Source organism: Acinetobacter puyangensis, from assembly GCF_900096995.1.
Lineage (GTDB): Bacteria > Pseudomonadota > Gammaproteobacteria > Pseudomonadales > Moraxellaceae > Acinetobacter > Acinetobacter puyangensis.
Map to the genome: position 1 here is coordinate 540612 of NZ_OANT01000001.1, position 17473 is coordinate 558084.

A 17473-nucleotide genomic window follows, 5' to 3' on the forward strand; every position below is an offset into this window, starting at 1 on the left:
CAAAATCGGATAAAAGTTTCCGATTTTGCCAAAAGTTTTATTCAGGCAGTTGCGTCAGCGGTGAACCACCTAACGTCTGCATTAAGGTGACATAGGCATTGTATTGGTTATAACGCATTTGAGCTAAAGAGATTTGCGCATTGCGTACAGATTCCTGCGCATCCAGTACATTTTTTAAGGCAATTGCGCCATTGCGATAACGTACTTCGTTTAAATATGCACTTTTCTCTGCCAGTGCCAAGGTTTTTTGTTGGTGCTCAACCTGATTACTGAGTTCAATGCGGTTGGATAAGGCATTTTCTACATCGGCAAAAGCTTGATACAGTGTTTTACGATAATTAATGATGGTGCTTTGATATTCAAGTTCACTAATTTCTAGATTTCTTTGCATATCATTATATTGCAGGAAAGGTAAGCTTAAGCTTGCGCCCAGTGCCAATACAGGATTTTTTAATAACTCTGTTAATGAGGTGCTGCTGGAGCCTAAAGAACTGGTTAAACTAATCGAAGGATAATAACTGGCTTTGGTGGCATCTTTGCTTACCAGTGCTTTGCGTAAACGTAATTCCGCTGCCTGTAGATCGGGACGACGGGCTAGAATTTCCGCAGGTAAGCCAGCATTGATATTCGGTAATTGTATGCTGGGCAACCGGGTCGGTTCATCAATATTTAACTGTTGCACAGGTTGATGTAGCAATACTGCAAGTGCAGTATGTGCTTCGACCAGTTGTTGACGTAACTGGCTAATTGTGGCCTGTTGACTTTGTACCGCTTGTTCTGCCTGGGTCAGTTCCAGTCCAGATACTGCACCGGCATTATATTGCACTTTGACCAGATCCAGTAATTTATTACTGGTGGCCAAACTTTGCTGCGCGGAGGTCATACGTTCGTTCAGATAGCCCAGTTGCCAGTACAGACTACAGGTTGTGGCAATTAAACTTTGTGCAGTGGCTTGAAGATCCTGCTCGGTAGCCAAAGCTTCCCACCGCGATGCTTCGGTTTGATTGGCCAGTTTTCCAAAAAGATCCAGTTCATAGCTGACATTGCCACTTAGTGATACACCATTTGCACTGTCATTTCCCGAACCCAAATTAATATTATGTCCGGTCGAGACGCTGGAACCTACCCTTAAACCTTGTTGATTTTCAGTTAGTTTGGCTTGTAATCTAGCCTGACGTAAGGCAATCCCAGCAACGGCCAGATCACTATTTTGGGCAATAACCTGCTCAACCAGCTGATTTAATTCTGCATCATTAAACAAGGTCCACCACTGATCTGCAAATTGATCAACGCCAGTTGTTGCAGCACGTTGTTGCTTGAATTGATCCGGAATTGTCACAGCGGGCGCCTGATAAGGTGTTTTCACAATGGCAGAACAACCGACCAATGTACCTGAAACAAAAAGTGCAATCGTTAAACGGGAAAAGTGTCTTGGCATGGAATGAACCTTTATATTTTATTCTCTGGAAAGAGCATTAACTGGATCAAGTTGTGCGGCATTTTTTGCAGGTAAATAACCAAATAATACACCGATTAGACTTGAGCAAACAAAAGCAGCAATCATCGACGTAGTGGAATAGGCCATCTGGAAAGAACTACCAGCAAATTTTGTGATGACTTGTCCAATGCCGAGTGCCAGTAGCACACCTAAAATACCACCTAAAATACAGACTAATACAGCTTCAATTAAAAATTGTTGCAAAATATCACTCTGCCGGGCACCTACAGCCATACGCACACCGATTTCCTGAGTACGTTCGGTCACGGATACCAACATAATATTCATGACACCGATACCACCGACCACCAGTGAAATCACTGCAATTGCAGAAACTAAAAGGGTCATGGTCTGTGTAGTTTGCTGAATAGTTTCCCGTATGCTGTCCGAGTTTTGGCTAAAGACATCATTTGCACCGTGGCGTTGTACCAATAAATTTAAAATGGCATTTTCCGCAGTAGAACTGGAGTATTCATCTTTGACCCGCACAATGATACTACGAACATTGGATTGCCCCATGAAGCGGCTCATTACAGTGGAATAGGGCAAATAGACATTTAAACTGTCCGAATTACCAAAGGTGCTTTTCTCTTTTTCAAGTACACCGATAATCCGGCTGGGTACACTTCCAAGCAAGATCACTTGTCCCACAGGATCGGTGCCATCAGAGAAAAACGTATCCTTGGTGTTTTGATCAATTACCACGTCTTGACTGAGCTCTGTAATACTTCTATTGTCAAAGGCTTGACCATCAGCAAAACTTAATCCTTTAACATCAAAATATTGATCACCGACCCCATTGACTGTTGCGGATGCTTCAGTATCTTTGAATCGAGCAGTAATACTGGTATTTACAGTCGGACTAACAGCCTGCACATAGGGTTGTTCTGATAAGGCGACAGCATCGCTGGGCACCAGTGTTTTGACCTGTGCAGTTCGTGAGTTATCCCCAAATCCGCGACCTTGATAAACCGTAATGGTATTGGTGCCTAGACTACTGATGTTTTCAAGGATTTGTTTTTGTGAACCGTTACCGAGCGCAACCACAGACACTACCGAGGCAATCCCAATGATAATTCCGAGCATGGTTAGAAATGTACGCATGCGGTGGGCATTCATCGAAATCAGTGCCATTCTAAACGCTTCACTTAGCCGGTCAAAAAAAGCGCGGAAACTGGAAGATTTCTTTTTTGGTTCACGTATTAATGTTTGCGGTTCGGCTAGAGGTGTTTCGTCATCCGCATATACCGGAGTATTGGGCTGATCTGAAATAATATTCCCATCACTAATCTCGATAATCCGGGTCGCATTTTTGGCTACATTGATATCGTGTGTCACGATAATCACCGTATGACCTTTGGCATTGAGTTCACGTAGAATACGGATCACTTCAATACCACTGTGCTTATCGAGCGCACCTGTGGGTTCATCGGCAAGAATGACATCGCCACCATTCATCAGGGCACGTGCAATAGAAACACGTTGTTGTTGACCGCCGGACAATTGACTTGGACGATGATAAAGGCGTTCACCTAAACCTAATTCAGTCAGGATCTGGGCAGAACGCTCATGACGTTGCTGGGCATTTACACCAGCATATACGGCAGGTACTTCAACATTGCCTGAGGCAGTTAAATCGCCAAGTAAATGATAACGCTGAAAAATAAAACCAAAATATTCCCGGCGTAATTGTGCCAGTTGATCTGGCTCCAGTTTTCTGGTTTCTTGCCCCTGTACTTGATAACTTCCTGTCGTTGGTTTATCAAGACAACCAAGGATATTCATTAAGGTGGATTTACCAGAACCAGATTGTCCGATAATGGCAACCATTTCACCCGGATAAATATTTAAGTTAATGCCTTTTAAAATCTGAACAGTGCCTTCACCTGCCGGGAATTCACGAGTTAGATTTTTTACCTCGAGCAGAGGTTGTGTATTCTGACTCATGATTACATTCCCATTGGTGGACCGCCAGCATTACGATTGCTACGTTTCGATGAATCATTTGAAGTATCTGAACCATCAGCAATCACAATTTTGTCACCTTCGTTCAATCCCTTGATGACTTCAGCAGTGACACGGTTATTTAATCCGATTAATACAGGTTGCGGCCGTGCAGTGCCATCTGCTTGTACCACACGGACCATGGCACGTGTTGCCTTACCTTGTTCAATGAGTGCTTTTTCATTGTCGTTAAGCTCCAGACGTGCCGGGCCTTGTTTAGCATTTGTCGAAGTTGAGGAAGATTGCTGTGTGCCTGTCTTTTTAGCAGTTGTTTGACTACTTGATGATGTCTGATTAGTTGTACTACGATTGCTAGAACTTTGTATGGCAGATGCTGGAATAGTCAGTACATTTTTAGCATCCGCAAGAATAATTGATACCTGTGCTGTCATATCGATGCGTAACTTGCCATCCGGATTGGGTACATCGAACAAGGCGTTGTAATAAATTGCCGTACTTGACGAAGAAGATGAAGAGGTTGATTCATCACTGATAGAATCTGGTGCAGGTTCTATCTGACGTAAAGTCGCATAATGTTTGGTTTCACTATCACCAAGTGTGGTGAAATAAACAGTTTGCCCTTTTTCCACTTTCATGACATCTGCTTCCGAAATTTCGGCCTTGATGGTCATGTTATCTAATTTTGCTAGTTTTACAATGGTTGGTGCACTTTGATTGGCATTTACCGTTTGACCCTCTTCGGTCACAATCGCTACAATCGTGCCATCCATTGGTGCCACAATATGGGTATAGCCAATATTGGTTTGTGCTGTATCGCGAGTTACTTTTGCTGATTCAATCTGCGCATCAATGGCACTAATTTGCGCTTGTGCAGTTTGATAACTGGCCAGTGCACTTTCGTAATCTGCACGAGACGTTGCATCTTGTGCATACATTTGTTTTTGACGTTGATATTCCTGTTGGACCTGACTTAGACTTGCCACTTGTTGCAGTCGTTGCGCTTGCAGATTTCTAATATTGGCTTCTGCCGTTTTTAAGCTATTTTGTTGTGTGGTTGAATCGATTTGTGCAATTGGATCACCTTTTTTAACTTCCTGACCCAACTCTACATACATTTTTTCTAGCTGACCAGAAACCTGTGCACCGACACTAATAATTTTAGTGGCATCTAAGGTACCTGTTGCCAGCACAGTATTTTCAAGATCACCACGGCTAACTTCTGCGGTAATATAATCTGGAGCTTGCTGTTTGGGTTTCAAAAACCACCATGCACATAAGGCGATGGCGAGAACAACAAGGGCAGAGATAATATATTTGATAAGTTTTGATCGGGATTGCATAATGATTTTCAATCAAAATATTGGAATGGGTTGTAGTATAAATACGAATTAAGAATAAAACATGGATTTAAAAAAAAATAACAATATGAGCTAATTGCATCTATAAGGTTAAAACGGGTTTCCCTGCCAATGCGCAAACCAATTGCAGTAATAAATCCCGACTATTTTCATGACCGATGCCTTTAATGGCATTATCGGTACGTAATAATAGTTTTGACCATGTAATCAGTTGTGCAGGATTACAGCGGCGTAGTGCCTGTTGATAAAGCGCAATCTTATTTTTCCAGATACCCAGTTGTAACGCGTTTTGAGGTTGTTCAAACAATTGCAAGAGTAAACGCATTTCTTTTTGCAACACCCAAAAAATTAAAGGTTGTGCTTCTCCTGACTCCAGCAAAAAGTTTAAGATTTTGATGGCTTGAGCCAGATCGCCTTTTAGACAGGCATCACCAAGATCGAAAGTGCTATAACGCGATTGGTCTTGTAAACTTTGTTGTAATTGTTGGATATCAATCTGTTTCAGTTCACTAAAGCTATCTGCGACATTGATTAAACTGTTGCGTGCGGATAATAGATTATTTTCGTGATGATAGAGTAACCATTGCCAAGCCTGCGGCGTTAGTTGAATCCCCATATTTTCTGCTTCAAGCTGTAAAATCCGCTGTTGATCCTGTCGGTTATAGGCGGTTAATCCAATTAGAGTACCATTGGCTTCGATGGTTTGGAAAAACGCAGATTTTAAACTTTGACTTTCTTGTTTTGGAAAGATAATCACCAAAACATTATCTTGCGGATTTTGAAGAAATGCTTTGAGCTGTTTTAAACCTTGTGCATCGGGTTTGATGTTGCCATGTACTTCAATCGCGAGCTGGGTTGAAAATAGGGACAAACTGTTTAAGGCAGAAAATATCTGCTTCCAGTCATTTACATTCTGTAAGTCAAAGCGCTGCCGTTCAATCTCCTGTTGCTGCCAGTGTTTTCGTAGCGCAGAGATTAAATTTTGTTCAAGTAAAGGTTCATTGCCATGCATTAACCAGACGCCCTGAACTTGCGTGATTCGATTTAATGCTTGGCTATAATCCAGTTTCATAATTAAAATTATTGTGCCTGATCGATTTGTGCCTGAGGCAAACGATTTGCATGGAGTTGGCGTACAATTTGCTGTGCCACATCTTCTTGCATCACTTTAATCAAATATTGTTCTTCCTGACGTTCGGTGTTTACGCTTGCAATATCGTATTGATAGCTGCGTTGTGCAATGACTGTGCGTGGCGCAGTCAATTGCTCACCTTGGGCATTTTCGATACTAAATGTTGCAGATAAACGCAGTTGGACTTCAGTCAGTTTACCGCTAAATAACTGTCTACGTAGCTCATAGTTATTAATACGTAAAGTGGTGGTGGCATTGGGCTGATTTACCTGTGCGCCAAGATCGGCAAGATAGACAGATAAGGGTTTTTTCAGCGGTTCGGCCTTTTCAATTAAATCCAGACGAATGGATTGATACTCCTGCGGCAGGGCAGAAAGCTGTGTCCCACGTAGATGGAAACCACATCCCACCAAGCTTGCACTTAAGCCTAAAGTTAGAACGATCGCTGCGAAACGTTGAGATAAGTGCATGTTCTTTCCTCTATCTTTTAGATCTCTCTCATCTCTCTTTACAACAGAGTACACTGCACGAGTTGAAAGATGATGTACTTGAGAATTTCCCCTCCTTTATAATGATAAAAACATTCAAAAAGGAGGGAGGGTGGGTTTTAAACCACCAAATTCACTAGTTTATTCGGTACTACAATTTCTTTTTTGGTTGGACCAGTTAAAAATTGCTGTACTTCCGGTAAGGCTTTGGCCTGTGCCAATAAATCTTCCTTGGCGATATCAATTGCAACTTCCAATTTACCACGAAGTTTACCATTCACTTGTACCACAATGGTCTGGGTATTTCGAGTCAGTGCAGATGCATCGACGGCAGGGAACAATGTGGTGGTGAGGTCGATTCCGAATTTTGCCAATAAAGTTTGGCTTAAATGCGGTGCAAAGGGTGCCAGTAAAGTCAATAAGGTAATAATTGCTTCACGTTCTACTGCAAGGTCAGTGTCAGATTTTGCCTCAAACTTGGAAACAGCATTGAGTAATTCCATCTGCGCTGCAATTGCGGTATTAAAGGCATGACGGCGCTCAATATCATCACCCACTTTGGCAATCGTTTCATGGACTTTACGGCGCAAATCCTGTGCATCTTTGGATAAATTTGCTGTATCCAGTGTGGTGGCATTACTATCTTTTTCAAGGAAGTTAGCAGTTAAACGCCAGACCCGTTTTAGAAAGCGATTGGAGCCTTCAACACCTGCATCTGACCATTCCAGTGATTGATCTGGTGGCGCAGCAAACATCATGAAGATACGGGCTGTGTCTGCACCATACTGATTAATAATGGCTTGTGGATCGACACCATTATTTTTTGATTTGGACATTTTTTCCTGACCGCCAATGACCACAGGCTGACCATCTGCCTTATAAATGGCAGAAATGCTGCGGCCTTTTTCATCACGTTCAAGCTCAACGTCGGCAGGATTATACCAAGTTTTTTTGCCAGCCTCATCTTCACGGTAGAAGGTATCTGCCAGCACCATGCCTTGGGTCAATAAATTGGCAAAAGGTTCGTTACCTTGTACAACACCCTCATCACGCATCAGTTTATGAAAGAAACGTGCATATAATAAGTGCAAAATGGCATGTTCAACGCCACCAATATATTGATTCACGGGTAACCAGGTTTGTGCGGCTTCCGGTTTAATCATCCCTGTCGTGTAATCGGGTGAAGCATAACGTGCGTAATACCATGAAGATTCAACAAAGGTATCCAAAGTATCGGTTTCACGTTTGGCAGCACCGCCGCAATGCGGACAGGTGGTTTCATAGAATTCCGGCATTTTTGCCAATGGATTGCCTGAACCATCAGGAACCACATCTGTCGGTAAAACCACTGGTAATTGATCTTCCGGAACAGGCACTTGACCACATTGTTCACAATTGATCATCGGGATTGGACAGCCCCAGTAACGCTGACGGGAAACACCCCAGTCACGTAGGCGGAATTGTACTTTCTTGTTGGCAAGCTGTTGTGGTTCAAGTTTGGCGATAAATGCATCAAAGGCTTGTTGGAAGGTTAAACCATCAAATTCACCAGAATTCACCAGTGTTCCATCTTTACTGCCATACCATTCCTGCCATTGTGTTGCATCAAAGTCAGTACCATCAGCACTTTTGGCATCAATCACCTGTTTAATCGGCAAGTTAAATTTATTGGCAAATTCAAAGTCGCGTTCATCATGTGCAGGGACTGCCATAACCGCACCAGAACCATAGGTCATTAGCACATAATTGGCAATCCAGACTGGCACTTGTTCGCCTGTCACCGGATGTTTGACGAAAAGCCCGGTGGTCATGCCTTTTTTCTCGGCAGTCGCTAGATCTGCTTCTGCCACTGAACCCATACGACATTCTTCGATAAAGTCTTGAAGTACAGGATTACTTTCGGCAGCTTTTAATGCCATTGGATGTTCGGCGGCAACAGCAACATAGGTTACGCCCATCAGTGTATCCGGGCGAGTGGTATAAACGGTTAAACTGTCTGCGTAGATTGAAGTGTCAGCAGAAGGGAAGGTGATTTCCATACCTTCGGAGCGCCCAATCCAGTTGCGTTGCATGGTTAATACTTGCTGTGGCCAGCCGTCTTTTAGCTGTTCCAGATCGTCCAGTAATTCTTGTGCATAGTCGGTGATACGGAAGTAATACATGGGAATATCACGTTTTTCCACCAATGCACCAGAGCGCCAGCCACGACCATCGACCACCTGTTCATTGGCCAGTACAGTTTGATCAACAGGATCCCAATTGACTGTAGACAGCTTACGATAAATCAGACCTTTTTTATAAAGCTGAACAAACAACCATTGTTCCCAGCGATAATATTCCGGCGTACAGGTGGCAATTTCACGATCCCAGTCGACCGCCAAACCCAGACTTTTGAGCTGATTACGCATGTAATCGATATTTTCAAAGGTCCATTTTGCCGGTGCGACTTTATGGGCAATTGCTGCGTTTTCGGCAGGTAAGCCAAAAGCGTCCCAGCCCATCGGTTGTAATACGGTTTCGCCTTTTAAACGGTGAAAACGGCTAATAACATCGCCAATGGTATAGTTACGCACATGTCCCATATGCAGTTTGCCACTTGGATAAGGGAACATCGATAGGATGTAGCGATGTTTGCCTTCCACAGTGTCTGCAACTTTAAATACTTTGCGATTTTCCCAGTCTTGCTGGACTTGAGGTTCAATCGAATTCGCTTGATATTCGGGATCAATGTGCGTCGTAGTCATAACTTAAGTCAAATTAACATCAAAAATTTTGTTGCACAGCATAGCGCAAAATCAAAAAAAATGCGCTGTGATTCGATTGAATCCTGCGCATTTTTTATAAATTATGTCAGGTTAAAGTGCAGTATGATTGTTCTGAATGATCAAAGGTTGATTGGCACCTGAATTTTGCTGTTGTGGTGGTAAAGGAATACGTTGGTTTTGGTTGGAAGAAGGTGTTGGATTACCCGACGGTGTTTGTTGTTGTGGTACTTCTGTATTTGCATTTTTTGCTGGTGGGATAGCGTTACTGCCACTTGGCCTGTCATTGTAGGTCATTACTTTTCCCAATTTTTTTGCATTTTTAGGTGGCGGTGTGGTGGTGTAATGTGTAGATCCTTTGGCATCTATCCATTTATAAAAATTTTGCGCATAACTTAAAGACGGTAACAATAAAAAATACAAGCTAACTAGGCAAAGTGTAATGGATTTTTTTTGTAATGACATGAGGAGGGTACTCTCGAAAGAAGATATATGTCTTTTCGTGATATTTTAAATGAAATTGATCAGGAATACATTTATTTTGCATAAATTTTATTGCTGATTTCAATGAAAGATTTTTTTATGAGAAATAAGCTGTGTAGCGATAAGTTTAATCAGTGATTTCTAAGAAACCATCTGAAAAAACCGTTATTTTGCTTGACTTTCGGGTCGATAGCATCAAAAATGCTCGCTTTAGTTTTATGTGTTGATTCGATCACCCTTCGAATTCAAAACATAACCGTGATAAACATCTGGGCTCTAGACGGGCAGATGATTGATAAGAGTAGGTTTTACATCCCAAAATTGCTCTTTAAGAAATGTAGCCCAACATTACTACATTTCATGTATGTGTTTTACTGTCACGGTACAATGAACTAAATCTGAATCCGACAGCTGTGATCAGTCTGTCAAAACTGTTTATGAATATGATGTAACAAACTTTTTGTTATATCCAGAAAGTCTAGGGTGAATACGTTGGAACTTCTATCTGGTGGTGATATGCTCGTTCGCGCTTTGGCGGACGAAGGTGTTGAACACGTTTTTGGTTATCCAGGCGGCGCAGTATTACATATTTACGATGCCTTATTTCGACAAGATAAAATTAATCACTATCTGGTTCGGCACGAACAAGCTGCGGGCCATATGGCAGATGCCTATTCGCGCGTCACAGGTAAAACCGGTGTAGTACTTGTTACATCAGGTCCGGGTGCAACCAACACGGTTACACCGATTGCCACTGCGTATATGGATTCTATTCCGATGGTGATCCTATCTGGTCAGGTCGCAAGTCATCTGATTGGCGAAGACGCATTTCAGGAAACCGATATGGTGGGTATTTCCCGCCCGATTGTGAAACATAGTTTCCAAGTGCGCCATGCAAGTGAAATTCCTTCGATTATTAAAAAAGCATTCTATATTGCTGCCAGTGGTCGTCCAGGCCCTGTCGTGGTTGATATTCCAAAAGATGCTACCAATCCTGTAGACAAATTTGCCTACGAATATCCTGAAAAAGTTAAATTGCGTTCTTATCAGCCACCAAATCGTGGTCATTCAGGCCAGATTCGTAAAGCGATTGATGAGCTTTTAACTGCCAAGCGCCCAGTGATTTATTCCGGTGGTGGTGTGGTACAGGGCAACGCCTCTGCATTGTTGACTGAGCTTGCTCATATTCTCGGTTTTCCGGTGACCAATACCTTGATGGGATTGGGCGGTTTTCCAGGTGATGATCAGCAATTTATTGGTATGCTAGGGATGCATGGTACATATGAAGCCAACATGGCGATGCATAATGCCGACTTAATTTTTGCCATTGGTGCGCGCTTCGATGACCGTGTAACCAATAATCCAGCAAAATTCTGTACCAATGCCCGAGTGATTCATATCGATATTGATCCGGCAACGATTTCAAAAACCATTGCAGCACATATTCCAATTGTTGGTGCGGTTGAACCTGTATTACAGGAAATGCTGACACAAATGAAACAATTGAATGTATCCAAACCAAATAGCGAAGCAATTGCTGATTGGTGGAAGCAAATTGATGAATGGCGCAAGGTCCATGGTTTACGCTATCAGCACACCACTGATAACACCATGAAGCCGCAGCAAGTGGTCGAAGCATTATATAAAGTTACCCATGGCGATGCGATTATTACCTCGGATGTAGGGCAGCACCAAATGTTTGCTGCGCTGTATTACAAGTATAAGCATCCACGTCAATGGATTAATTCCGGTGGTCTGGGGACCATGGGTGTCGGCTTGCCGTATGCAATGGCGGCCAAACTGGCTTTTCCGGAAAAACAGGTGGTGTGTATTACAGGCGAAGCATCAATTCAGATGTGTATACAGGAACTTTCAACCTGTAAGCAATATGGTTTGAATGTCAAAATACTGTGCCTGAATAACCGTGCGCTCGGTATGGTAAAACAATGGCAAGACATGAACTATGAAGGGCGTCATTCCAGTTCATACGTTGAATCATTGCCAGATTTTCCAAAATTGATGGAAGCCTATGGTCATGTCGGTATTCAGATTGACCATGCTGATGAGCTGGAAGCCAAGCTTGAACAAGCCATGAATATTAATGACAAATGTGTATTTATCAATGTCATGGTTGATCGTACCGAACATGTCTATCCGATGCAGGTTGCTGGTCAAGCGATGAAGGATATGTGGTTACATAAAGGGGAGCGTACCTAATGAGACATATTATTTCCGTACTCATTGAAAATGAATCAGGTGCGCTTTCTCGTTTGGTCGGTTTATTTAGTCAGCGTGGCTATAACATTGAAACTTTAAATGTGGCACCTACAGAAGATGAGACACTGTCACGTCTGACACTGACCACACATGGCGATGAGCACAAGATTGAGCAAATCACCAAACAACTGAATAAACTGGTTGAAGTGGTAAAAGTTGTCGATTTGTCCGATGGGGCGCATATCGAGCGTGAATTAATGTTGATTAAAGTCAAGGCATTAGGTGTGGCACGCTCAGAAATCAAGCGCACAGCAGATATTTTTCGGGCATTGATTGTTGATGTCACACCCAATACCTACACCATTCAGATTGTGGGAACAACAGAAAAACTCGATGGCTTTATCGATGCGCTGGCAGAAAATACCATTTTAGAAGTGGTACGTTCTGGTGTATCAGGTATCGCACGTGGTGAAAAGATTTTAAGTATTTAGAAATCCCCCTTAAATCCCCCTTTTAGAAAGGGGGGGGGCTTCCACGAATTCATATAAATATATGATTAAAAGGAGGTTGGGAGGGATTTAGATATTAAGCCTTATTTCCTTTAATTAAGGAATAAACAGAATTTTAGCGGAGAACACAAATGCAAATTTTTTACGATAAAGACTGTGATTTATCAATCATCCAAAGCAAAAAGGTCGCAATCATTGGTTATGGTTCACAAGGCCATGCACATGCACAAAACCTGAAAGACTCTGGCGTAGATGTTACTGTAGGTTTACGTGCAGGTTCTTCTTCTTGGAAAAAAGCAGAAGGTGCAGGTCTTAAAGTTGCCGAAGTACCAGAAGCAGTGAAACAAGCTGATTTGGTCATGATCTTGACACCTGATGAATTCCAATCTCAACTTTATCGTGATGTGATTGAACCAAATATTAAAGAAGGTGCGACTTTGGCATTTGCCCATGGTTTTGCTATTTTGTATAACCAAGTTGTACCGCGTAAAGATCTTGATGTGATCATGATTGCGCCTAAAGCACCTGGCCATACTGTACGTTCAGAATTCCAACGTGGTTCAGGTGTACCGGATTTGATCGCCATTCAACAGGATGCATCTGGAAATGCACGTAATGTTGCTTTGTCTTATGCGTCTGGTGTAGGTGGTGGGCGTACGGGTATTATTCAGACAACTTTCCGTGAAGAAACTGAAACTGACCTTTTTGGTGAGCAAGCAGTACTTTGCGGTGGTGCAGTAGAATTGGTTAAAGCAGGTTTCGAAACTCTGGTAGAAGCTGGCTATGCACCAGAAATGGCTTATTTCGAATGTTTACATGAATTAAAACTGATCGTTGATTTGATGTTTGAAGGCGGTATTGCCGACATGAACTATTCTGTATCAAATAATGCAGAATATGGTGAATATGTGACTGGTGTTGAAGTGATCAATGATCAATCACGTGAAGCAATGCGTAATGCATTGAAACGTATTCAATCTGGCGAATATGCAAAAATGTTTATCCAAGAAGGTGCATTGAACTATCCTTCTATGACCGCACGTCGTCGTTTAAATGCCGAGCACGGTATTGAAGTAACAGGTGAAAAATTACGTGCGATGATGCCTTGGATCAAAGCCAACAAAATTATCGATAAAGATAAAAACTAATTGTTTTAAACATTTGGTTTTATTAAAACCTCTGTATTTATTGCAGAGGTTTTATTTTATATAGGTACGATATTATCCTATATTTTATTTGTTTAATATAAGCTGGGTTAACCTCAAGATCTACTAGACAATATGACTCAATTGATTTTAATGCCTTATTATTTTTATTGTACGATCAATGTATGTTTAAACTAAATAATACTTGCCTCACAAAACAGAAACCGCTATTGTAAATGAAATTTCTCAACTGATAATCTCTGTATAAGAAATCGGAAGTCTTTCGTGTTTTAGTTTATTTGCCACGTCGCTAACAAAAAAGTATTTGTGGAAGAACTTATGTTCTATGATGTTAATTGTGATCTATCTCTCAGTATGCTCTCTACGGTAATTACATTTTTACTGTGTTATGTCTCGCTTGGTGTGTTGCAAACAACATTCGCAAAGGAACAATTAAATAAAAATAATCTGAATATTGTCATTTTTGGCATGCTATTTTCTTTCTTGATCTGGTTAGTAAATACCACAAGTATCCTATTTTGTCCTTTATCAATAAATGATGGGGTGGATTATAGACTGCTATTATTTTCATTGTTAATTAATATTACCATGTATACATTGGCAATTTGGTTAAATGCACGTCATGTTATTTCATATATTCGATTAATTATTGGTTCTTTACTGATCGGTATCAGTACTTTTATTATGCATTATATGGGGTTGATGAGTTTTAAAATATTAGATCAGGATGCTATTTTAAATCCTTCGGTTATATTGTTTTCTATTCTTGTTGTTTCAATGGGCGCAGCAATATCATTTTTATTATATGATAAATATAAATTCAAATATCAAGGCAAAAGAATCCTAAGAGGGATGATTATTTTACCCTTTATATTAGCTATCGTTGGTATGTATTATATCAATCGAAAAGGTAATTATTTTGATGTTTTATTAACAATTAGATTGCATTATTTGAATTACGTAAGCTATAAGGACTTATTTTATATCGTTTTATTTTTAATCTTGGTGGTGATCGTTGTCAGTTTATGCATTTTATTACTTGAATATAAATTAGAACAAAAAAGTCGAGATTTAAAAAAACTAAATTTGCAACTGGCACAATTGACGATACAGGATCATTTAACCAAACTTCCCAATCGTAATTTTGTAGAAGAGTATGTTAAGCAGTTAATTATAAATCATCGAAAATCCAGAAAAGAAATTGCCATTTTATATATAGATCTGGATCGTTTTAAAGTAGTGAATGATGCATTTGGACATGAAATCGGTGATCAGCTATTGATTGCAGTTGTACAACGCATGCAGATTTTGTTAAATCATAAAAATAAACTGGTGAGAATCGGAGGAGATGAATTTTTATTGATTATTGAAGATTCTCATCTCAATGAAGCTGTTCATATTGCACAAAATGCTTTGGATCTCATACAGCATACGTATGTAATTGGTGGGCGTAAAGTAACCATCTCGGCAAGTATTGGTATTGCAATCTATCCACAGCACGGTGTGAGTTATAAGGATTTATTGATCAATGCCGACATCGCTATGTACTCCTCAAAACAAAGAGGTCGAAATGCTTATCGGGTGTATAATGAAACACTGGATGCACAGCACCTGAAGAGTGAACTTTTACTGGAAAATGATTTATATAAAGCAGTTGAAGAAAAACAATTTATTCTGTTATATCAACCAAAATTTAATGATCAAAAACAATTATGTGGTGTTGAAGCTTTGATCCGTTGGCAGCATCCAAAACTGGGAATCTTGGGACCAGATTTATTTATCGATAAAGCAGAAAGAACAGGATTAATTATTCCAATCGGATATTGGGTGTTACAGCAGGCATGTCATCAAATTCAGAAGTGGGAAAAAAGTGAGCAGCCGTTTTATCCGATTGCAATTAATCTTTCCGCATTACAGTTTGAGCATCATGCCTTATTTGAAAATTTGGAACATGCTTTGCAAACCTATCAGATTAATCCAGAGCATCTTTCAATTGAAATTACTGAAACCACAGCGATGCGGGATATAGATTTAAGTGTTAAAAGTTTTGAACGTTTGCGACAAATGGGGATAAAAATCGCTATTGATGATTTTGGTACCGGTTATTCGAGTTTCTCTTATTTAAAAGACCTGCCTGTAGATGAGTTAAAAATCGATAAAGAATTTATTACTGATTTAATTGCCGACTCCAAAGAAGAAGCCATTCTGGCGAGCATTATTGAGCTAGCGACAAAGCTAGGATTAACTGTAACTGCCGAGGGTGTGGAAACGTCCGAGCAGGCGGAAATATTAATTAAATTGGGATGCCAGCAATTGCAGGGCTTCTTTTTTGCCAAGCCTATGACAGCCGAAGTGTTGCAGCAGTTTAAGTTTGAAAATTAACAAAGCGACCATGATTTTAGCCGCTTTTTAAAAAGAACAGATTATGTTTCATCAATTTTTAAAGGACGAACATCCATGTTGTGATAAGGAATAATTTTGCTTTTATTCTTCCATTTATAACCCAGCCAAATGATTAAAAACAATGGAATACTGATATACGTCGACAATAAACCCAGCCAGTCAATTTTGCCCGCAGTGAGTGCTTGATAATTTTGTCCAAGAATAATCATTGAACACAATATAAATGCAAACCAAGGTGCAAAAGGAAAGAATCGCGCTCGATAAGTCAGATCTTCAAGTTTAAAGCCTTGTGCTAAATAGCCTTTACGAAAACGATAATGGGAAATTGCAATGCCTAACCAAACGATAAATCCACACATGCCGGAGGTATTGAGTAACCAGTTAAACACTGTTTGCTCGCCAATAAATGTGGTTAAGAAGCAAAGTGCAGCAACCACTGTCGTGGCATATAGCGCTTTCATCGGTACGCCGCGATGATCAAGTCGGGCAAACACTTTAGGTGCCCGTCCTTGATGTGCCATATCATAGAGCATACGTGTGGAAGAATACATGCCGGAATTTCCCGCAGAGAGAATAGCGGTCAAAATCACCGCATTCATGACACTGGCTGCAAAGGCAAATCCTGCCTGTTCGTAGAGTAAGGTAAACGGTGAGAGAGCAACGTTGTCTGTTTCTGCTGCATGCATCAGTAGTGGATTGTCATAACGAATCAAGGTACCGATGATAAAAATACACAGGATGTAAAACAGTAAAATGCGCCAAAAGATCTGTTTAATCGCTAAAGGAATGGTTTTATGGGGTTCTTTAGACTCTCCCGCAGCAACACCGACCATTTCTGTGCCCTGAAAAGAGAAGCCTGCAATCATGGCAATCCCGATCATGGCCTGTAAACCACCAACAAAAGGCGCATCGCCATAGGTCCAGTTCTGTAATACGCTCACATCTGGTGTCAGCATGATTTTGCCGATGGTAAATAAACCAATGACAATAAAGACGACAATCGCAACCACTTTAACCATAGAGAACCAGAATTCACTTTCACCAAAGCCTTTGACGGTCATGGCATTGATGGTAAAAATAATGGCAAGAAAGATTACACTCCACCATACACCGGCAATTTCCGGAAACCAGAACTTCATAATGAATTGTACCGCGACCAGTTCAAATGCCACCGTGATTGCCCAGTTATACCAGTAATTCCAGCCGAGCGCGAAACCAAAGCCTTCATCTACATATTTACTGCCATAGGTAAAAAATGCACCAGAACTTGGATAATGCGTTGCCAGTTCACCCAGACTGGTCATTAAGAAGTAGATCATGACACCAATCAGGGCATATGCCAGCAATGCACCGCCGGGTCCTGCGGTGGCAATGGTCGAGCCAGAGGCAAGAAACAGTCCGGTACCAATTGAACCACCAATGGCAATCATATTCAGATGGCGTGCACTTAATTTACGTTGTAAATGCTGATTTGAAGTGTCAGTCATAGATC

The 17473-nt window shown here is 41.0% G+C and carries 12 protein-coding genes; 4 read left to right on the forward strand and 8 right to left on the reverse strand.

Translation table 11 applies throughout. The features are described 5' to 3' along the window. Window positions 1–37: 37 nt before the first annotated feature. The 7 genes from CRO21_RS02550 to CRO21_RS02580 form a co-directional block, all read right to left on the reverse strand. Window positions 38–1438, reverse strand: coding sequence for an efflux transporter outer membrane subunit (locus CRO21_RS02550; RefSeq protein WP_097077758.1), 1401 nt, complete (start codon window positions 1436–1438; stop codon window positions 38–40). Window positions 1439–1456: 18 nt separating this feature from the next. Continuing rightward, window positions 1457–3445, reverse strand: coding sequence for a MacB family efflux pump subunit (locus CRO21_RS02555; RefSeq protein ID WP_097077759.1), 1989 nt, complete (start codon window positions 3443–3445; stop codon window positions 1457–1459). A gap of 2 nt (window positions 3446–3447) precedes the next feature. Further along, window positions 3448–4803 (reverse strand): MacA family efflux pump subunit, encoded by a 1356-nt coding sequence (locus tag CRO21_RS02560; protein ID WP_097077760.1) that lies wholly within the window; start codon window positions 4801–4803, stop codon window positions 3448–3450. A gap of 100 nt (window positions 4804–4903) precedes the next feature. Continuing rightward, window positions 4904–5893: a DNA polymerase III subunit delta gene (gene holA, locus CRO21_RS02565; protein ID WP_097077761.1), complete on the reverse strand. Its 990-nt coding sequence runs from the start codon at window positions 5891–5893 to the stop codon at window positions 4904–4906. Between the two features lie 8 nt (window positions 5894–5901). Beyond that, a complete protein-coding gene (locus CRO21_RS02570) occupies window positions 5902–6423 on the reverse strand; it encodes an LPS-assembly lipoprotein LptE (protein ID WP_097077762.1) in 522 nt (173 codons plus the stop codon). 137 nt (window positions 6424–6560) lie between these two features. Next, window positions 6561–9185 (reverse strand): leucine--tRNA ligase, encoded by a 2625-nt coding sequence (gene leuS, locus CRO21_RS02575; RefSeq protein WP_097077763.1) that lies wholly within the window; start codon window positions 9183–9185, stop codon window positions 6561–6563. 111 nt (window positions 9186–9296) lie between these two features. Next, window positions 9297–9668 carry a DUF4124 domain-containing protein gene (locus tag CRO21_RS02580; protein ID WP_097077764.1) on the reverse strand — a complete coding sequence of 124 codons (372 nt, stop codon included), beginning with the start codon at window positions 9666–9668 and terminating at the stop codon, window positions 9297–9299. 510 nt (window positions 9669–10178) lie between these two features. Here CRO21_RS02580 and CRO21_RS02585 point away from each other — a divergent pair. From CRO21_RS02585 to CRO21_RS02600, 4 genes are all read left to right on the forward strand, one after another. Further along, window positions 10179–11903, forward strand: coding sequence for an acetolactate synthase 3 large subunit (locus CRO21_RS02585; RefSeq protein WP_097077765.1), 1725 nt, complete (start codon window positions 10179–10181; stop codon window positions 11901–11903). Further along, complete coding sequence (gene ilvN / locus CRO21_RS02590) at window positions 11903–12394, forward strand: acetolactate synthase small subunit (RefSeq protein ID WP_097077766.1); 492 nt, start codon at window positions 11903–11905, stop codon at window positions 12392–12394. The genes CRO21_RS02585 and ilvN overlap by 1 nt, the downstream gene beginning before the upstream one ends. 149 nt (window positions 12395–12543) lie before the next feature. Next, a complete protein-coding gene (ilvC, locus tag CRO21_RS02595; protein ID WP_097077767.1) occupies window positions 12544–13560 on the forward strand; it encodes a ketol-acid reductoisomerase in 1017 nt (338 codons plus the stop codon). Window positions 13561–14529: 969 nt separating this feature from the next. Next, the gene (locus CRO21_RS02600; protein ID WP_171293966.1) at window positions 14530–15960 is read left to right on the forward strand and encodes a putative bifunctional diguanylate cyclase/phosphodiesterase; all 1431 of its coding nucleotides are present in this window, start codon (window positions 14530–14532) and stop codon (window positions 15958–15960) included. A 41-nt stretch (window positions 15961–16001) separates the two neighbouring features. On the opposite strand, the gene CRO21_RS02605 is transcribed toward CRO21_RS02600, so the two are convergent. Beyond that, complete coding sequence (locus CRO21_RS02605) at window positions 16002–17468, reverse strand: amino acid permease (protein WP_097077769.1); 1467 nt, start codon at window positions 17466–17468, stop codon at window positions 16002–16004. Between the last annotated feature and the right edge of the window lie 5 nt (window positions 17469–17473).